Source organism: Psittacicella hinzii (assembly GCF_003585935.1).
GTDB classification, from domain to species: Bacteria; Pseudomonadota; Gammaproteobacteria; order Enterobacterales; family Psittacicellaceae; genus Psittacicella; species Psittacicella hinzii.
In genome coordinates, this window is the sequence record NZ_NRJG01000088.1 from 1 (window position 1) to 7,421 (window position 7,421).

The 7,421-nt window shown below is 33.1% G+C and carries 1 protein-coding gene; it reads left to right on the forward strand.

All coding sequences use genetic code 11. The features are described from left to right. Nucleotides 1-1,534 precede the first annotated feature (1,534 nt). The coding region (locus CKF58_RS05075) for a two-partner secretion domain-containing protein (RefSeq protein ID WP_119531621.1) at nucleotides 1,535-7,421 on the forward strand (5,887 nt) is incomplete at its 3' end.

Below are 7,421 nucleotides of genomic sequence, written 5' to 3' on the forward strand. Positions count from 1 at the left end.
TTTTTTTTGTGTTCGTCTAGTATATTGTGTTGTATCCCTTTTTATAGTATCTTTCAACTCCTTTTTGTAAGGTGATAAGAGATTTATTGAGAAAAAATAAATCCGAAAATATAAAAATAAGATTTATATATATGGTAATAAATGTAAAACTCTATATATATTTAGCTTTTTTATATAACTTTAGACTTGTTTGAGCTATCTAAAAAAGATAGAAAAATGTTACTTTATTTAATAAAATGTGACTTTTTTGTTTTGATCGAAGTGACATAAACAAGTAAATGGAAAATTTTGGTTTACGCGAAATTAGCTATTTATTGATAATGAAAGGTAATTAGTTGCTTTTAATTGTGCTTAAAATCAAAATGTTATTAAATTTATTTATGTATTAGCTATTTCTACATACAATGTTTGCTCAAAATTTAGAAATGTGACTATAGGTGGTTTATTGTGTTACCATAGGCTAGTATTTTTATATCTATCGATTGAAAACTATAGTTTTGAAATTTAGTTAGTAGTGCGATTTTTAGTACTATAGTTTTAAAATATAAGCCTATAATTAAGAGAACTAACTTTTAATTTTTGTATAACCTTATGTTTATTATTGACTTCATCATAGGTAACATTTTTTTAATGTTGTAGGTATTAATGATCCTATTTTTTTGTAAAAAGTCATAATGTAAGGAGTAACCTATTATTTAATAGGTTTTCTCACGAGTAAACGCAAAGAAAAGAGAAAGTAGATGCCGCAGAGTAGCGGATTTTGATAAGTTTTTGCAAAAAACTGCTTATTAGTAATAAGCAGTAAAAGAAATTATATTTCTTTTACTTTTTTCTCTCTATTTATATAAAACCTTAAGGTTTACTTATTTTAGAGATTTAAACTTTACAGATTACTTTGTAAAGTATATGCAAGCATAAAATAAACATAGCCTTTTTAATGTAGAGGCTTTTTTATAGTTATGATATTTCAATATTTTGGAAGAATGATTTTATCCAAAATATTTTTTAATAAATATATGTCTTTACTTAATATCAAGATGAAATAGCGATATTTAGTTATTTCAACATTAGTTTACCGTGGTATAAATCCCCCTTATATATCATGTAATATAAAGCACGATCAAGTAGTTTATATGGTTTGTTTATAAAACTAGAGATAAACAATTTGAGTTTACTTGATATTAAATAATGACAAGTTTTAAATCGGCTGCATGAAATAAGTAATATTCTATTTTTGTCAATTTTCGTTTTATTGATTTTGATTAATGAACATTACTTATTTCATGCTGCCGTTATTGTGTTTGTAAATATACAAAGTTTATAAATAATGACATTAGCATGTAGTTAGCTATAGAACTCATTATTTTGTTACACTTATCTTTCATACATATATTAAATTTACCTGAATAAATAACTTCTAAAAAAAGATTTTATTAATGGTAAGTTAATGACAATTTCCTTATCAATATCTCCTTCCTCTTTATTTGCAGTTTACTTTGTTTTCCATAGGCAATTTTTGTTACAAAGTTAAACTATGAATAAACAATATAAATTAAAATTTAATCGTTCAACTCTATCTTTAGACGCTGTATCAGAATTAGCTACTAATGCAATTACGGGAAAAGTTGCGAGCTCTGAAGCGATAGAAAACAATTCGCACAGTCAAGATAATGCTAATTCTCATCGACCATTATTAAGTCGTTTAACGACAAATTTATTTCTTAGTGCTTTAGTTGGTACTACGGTTGTGCCGAGTTTTGCAAGTACGGCGCGTACTGGAATGGAAGTTGTTTGCGGTACAGCTGTTGTTTCTGAAATTAATAATTTAACGCAAATTACTACTTCTACGAATAAAACAATCATTAATTGGAATACTTTTAACATTCAACAAGACGAAATTGTTAAGTTCGTACAAGCTAATGCTGATTCGGCAGTGTTAAACCGTGTTATTGGCGGTAGTATTTCACAGATCCTCGGACAATTACAATCTAATGGTGCAGTTTTTATCGTTAACCCTGCAGGGGTGGTATTTGGTAAAAATTCTGTTGTAGATGTTAATCATTTAGTAGCTTCAACATTAGATATTGCTGATCAAGATTTTATCAACGGTAAATATGTTTTTAATCAAGATAAAGATAAAGCAATAGCTAATATTCTTGCTCAAGGTATGATTAAAGTTAAAGAAGATGGTACTTTAGCTTTAATTGGAGGTAATGTAATCAATACCGGAGCTTTACAAGCAAAAAATGGTACTGTGTATCTTTTAGCAGGTAATAGCATTACTATCTCTGATTTAACTAATCCTAATATTAGTTACACGGTTACAGCGACTAATCGTGCGGTTAACTTAGGTGAAATTGTTGCAAAAAAAGCAGTACTAGCTGCAAGTAAAGTAGCTAATGGATATACTTCTGCAACTGAATTTGCAGATATTATGTCGAATTATTCAACTTCAGCAAGCTCAGCAACGATTAATGCTAATGGTGAAGTAGTGCTTTATGGTGCAACAGAGGGGGTTAATACAAACTTAAGTGCAACCAATGAGCAAGCTCAAGGAAATACGGATTCTTCCCTTGTAATTAATAATGGTACTATTAACGTAAGTAATACAACAGGAACTGGTGGTAAGGTACAAGTTTTAGGGAATAAAGTTGTTCTTGAAGGAAACTCACACATTAATGCTAGTGGTGCCCAAGGTGGTATAGTTTATGTTGGGGGAGATAAGCAAGGAAAGGGTAACATTAAGTTATCAAATAATACTCAAGATACAAATAGTTCTGTTATCAATGTCTCTTCTACCGAGGGTAATGCCGGAGAAATTTACTTCTGGGGTAATTACGCAAAAGTTAATGGTTCATTCTTAGGCTTATCAACTAATGGTAAAGGTGCCTTTGTTGAGACATCAGGCCATACTTTAGGTTTAGGAACGAAAGTTTACGTTAATACGTTAGCGACAAATGGTACTACTGGTAAATGGTTAATCGACCCAAATCAGGCAGCTATTTCTAAAGGCGACACTGCTAATAATCCAGATACCGGTGCTTGGTACGATCAAACAATTTCGAATGCTCTTGCAACAACTGATGTTGAAATCTGGGCTTTATATCGCATAACTACAGCAATACAGGCTAATATTACTTGGACTAGCGGTACAACTTTAACGATAACTGTAAATGGTACAAATACCACAGAACTAAATAAACAAGATAATCGTGTTTTTCTTAACCGTACGACTATTAATGGTGGAGATACCGGAAGTTTAGTTATTAATTCTAATAATAATGTTACTTTAGTAGGTGTTAACTTTACATTAAAATCTCTTACTATTAATTCGAAATCAACAAAATATAATAGTTTAATAGAATATTCTACAATTAAGGTTAAAGATGAATTTAGATTAGTTGCTGGTATTGGTATTGATATTGGTTGTAAAACAAATAGTGGATTCTTTTCGACTATTACAGCGGGAAGTGTATATGTTGAAGCTCAAGGAGATTGGGCTTTCCAAGTAAATAATCGTAGTTCAATTACAGCTACTACTGGTGATATTACTTTAGTACATTCTGGTAATACTCCAAGTAATACTAGTGCAAATGTTTTAGGTATTTATGGGGCAACTTTAACTGCTGTATGTGGTTCAGTAAATTTAAAATCAACTAATAGTAGTGTAAATATATCTGGATCAAATATTACAAGTTATAAAGACTTCATTATTGAAGGTACGAAGTACAATATTGATAATTCCACTTTTAATTCTACTGGCGGGAATATTTCAATAAATGAAGATATAGCAACAGTTGGACCTAAAGTAAATTTAAGTGCGGCTAAAGATGTAACCGTTATAAATAGTAGCGATCTTATTTTAGATGATCGCTATTGCATTAGTGCAGGTCAGGATATTATCTTTACTGCAGGAAATAATGTAAACTTTACTCGTGCATTTAATTTATCAAATCCTAATGGTAGTATTATTGCGAATGGATCTAAAGTAAATGTAATATCAGCAACTTTAAACGCTGCGGGTGGCCATTTACAATTAGGTAATGCATCTACTACAGAGGTTACTGTTAACAATAGTAATTTAAAAGCAGGACAAGATGTTCTTTTACGTGGTAATGATTTAGTTAATGTTTCTGGAACTTCAGTTACTGCTGGACGTGATTTAAATTTATCAGCACCAACAGGTACAGTTTGTGTATCTAATACTTCATTTGCGGTAACTCGTTCAATTAACTTAACAGCACAAACAATTACACTAGGTGCAGGAACGAATGTAAGCGCAAGTAATATTGGAGCTGAAGCAACAACATTCACTTCTACAGGGTCAAATTTAAGTGCTGCTAATGATTTAAATATTGTAGCAACAGATATCACAGTAACAGGAAGTAAACTAAATTCATCTGAGGGTGCGGTAAATCTTAATGGTAGTACAAGTGTAAATATTAATGACACAAGTATTAACGCCGCAACGAATGCTACGATTGCTGGAGGTAGTACTACAGTAACTAATATAAATATTAGTGCAGGTAATAAAACCTCATTAACAGGGTCAACTGTAACGGCAAGTAATTCTAACATTGCTGGTAGCGATGTGGAGGTAGTAGCGGAAACTGGAGATGTTACAATTAAAGGTGGTGTTTTAAATGCTACTACAGGTAATGCTTCAGTAAAATCTGCTACTGGAACAGTAACAATTACAGATGGAGCTCAAGTAAAAGCCGCAAATGGACAAGCAGGAATTACGGCTAATAAAATTAATGCTAATAATGCCGTGATCTGTGCTACAGATGTAACGTTATCAGGTACAGAATCTGTTTCTTTAGGCAATAATACTATTATTAATGCTACAACTGGAGATGCACAAGTAACAGGTGGTACTGTAACTTCAGATGGTACTAATATTACAGCTGGTAAACAAGCTGCTGTTACTGGTACTTCTGTAACCTTAAATAACACCAATATCTCTGGTAAAGATGTTGCTTTAAATGCCACAACAGGTGACGTTACTATTGGTAATTCATCGTTAAATGCAACAGCTGGTAATCTTTCTGTTAACGCTACAGGTAATGCTGTTGTTAAAGATGGCACGAAATTAGAAGCTAAAGAAGGTGCTGCGAATATCTCTGCAGCAACGGTAAACATCGCTAATGCTAGTGTTGACGCTAAAGACATTGCAGTAGATGGTAAAAATTCAGTAACTTTAGCGAACGGTACAAATTTAACCGCCAAAGAGAATTCTACAGTAGCAGGTGGAACTGTAATTTCAGATGGTACTAATATTACTGCAGGTAAACAAGCTGCTGTTACTGGTACTTCTGTAACCTTAAATAACACCAACATTTCAGGTAAAGATATTGCCTTAAATGCAACAACAGGTGACGTTACTATTGGTAATTCATCGTTAAATGCAACAGCTGGTAATCTTACTGTTAATGCTTCAAATGCAGTGTCTATTAAAGACGGCACGAAATTAGAAGCTAAAGAAGGTGCTGCGAATATTTCAGCATTAACGGTAAACATCGCTAATGCTAGTGTTGACGCTAAAAATATTGCCGTAGATGGTAAAAATTCAGTAACTTTAGCGAACGGTACAAATTTAACCGCCAAAGAGAATTCTACAGTAGCAGGTGGAACTGTAACTTCAGATGGTGCTAATATTACTGCAGGTAAACAAGCTGCTGTTACTGGTACTTCTGTAACCTTAAATAACACCAACATTTCAGGTAAAGATATTGCCTTAAATGCAACAACAGGTGACGTTACTATTGGTAATTCATCGTTAAATGCAACAGCTGGTAATCTTACTGTTAATGCTTCAAATGCAGTGTCTATTAAAGACGGCACGAAATTAGAAGCTAAAGAAGGTGCTGCGAATATTTCAGCATTAACGGTAAACATCGCTAATGCTAGTGTTGACGCTAAAGATATTGCCGTAGATGGTAAAAATTCAGTAACTTTAGCGAACGGTACAAATTTAACCGCCAAAGAGAATTCTACAGTAGCAGGTGGAACTGTAACTTCAGATGGTACTAATATTACTGCAGGTAAACAAGCTGCTGTTACTGGTACTTCTGTAACCTTAAATAACACCAACATTTCAGGTAAAGATATTGCCTTAAATGCAACAACAGGTGACGTTACTATTGGTAATTCATCGTTAAATGCAACAGCTGGTAATCTTACTGTTAATGCTTCAAATGCAGTGTCTATTAAAGACGGCACGAAATTAGAAGCTAAAGAAGGTGCTTCGAATATTTCAGCATTAACGGTAAACATCGCTAATGCTAGTGTTGACGCTAAAGATATTGCCGTAGATGGTAAAAATTCAGTAACTTTAGCGAACGGTACAAATTTAACAGCCAAAGAGAATGCTACAGTAACAGGCGGAACAGTAGCTTCAGATGGTACTAATATTACTGCAGGTAAACAAGCTGCTGTTACAGGTACATCGGTAACCTTAAATAACACTAATATTTCAGGTAAAGATGTTGCTTTAAACGCAACTGCTGGTGATGTTACTATCGGTAATTCATCATTAAATGCTACTTCTGGAGATTTAATTGTAAATGCTACAGATGGTTTGACTGTTAAAGATGTAACCAAATTAGAAGCTAAAGATGGTAACGCAAACTTTAAAGCAACTACGGTAAATGTTGCTAATTCTACTGTTGATGCTGAAAATATTTCGGTATCTGGTACAGATGCTGTGAATCTAGCAAATGGTACTAAATTAACAGCAGAAAATAATGCGACTATTACTGGTGGTATAGTAGATTCTGATGGTACTAATATAACTGTTGGTAACCAAGCTAATGTTTCAGGTTCATCTGTAACATTAAATAATACAAATATCTCAGGTAAAGATGTATCTTTAAAAGCTACTACTGGTGACCTAACTGTTAGAGGATCTACAGTTAATGCAACTGAAGGTAATGTTTCAGCAATCGCGGCTGGTAATACAAGCTTAACGGGTACAAGCTTAGAAGTTAAAGGTAACGCAAGTATTACTGGTTCGAATGTAACGTTAAATAATTCTAATGTAACTGGTGCTAATGTTTCAGTAAATGCAACAGAAGGTAACGTATCAGCTACTAATTCTAACTTCACAGCTAAAACTGGCAACGCGACAATCGCTGCAACTGGTAACACTTCTTTAGTTGGCACAAATGTAACAGCTGAACAAGGTACAGCAAACGTTACAGGTGCTAATGTAACCTTAGATAATTCGAATATCTCAGGTAAATCAGCATTAGTAAATGCTACTGAAGGTGATGTTGTTGCAAATAATAGTTCTGTTAATGCAACAGATGGTAACGCTACAGTTTCAGCTTCTAAAGGTAACGTAACTCTAAACGGTACTGATGTATCAGCAACTGGTGATGCTGATGTTACGGCGAAGAATGTTACTTTAAATAACTCTA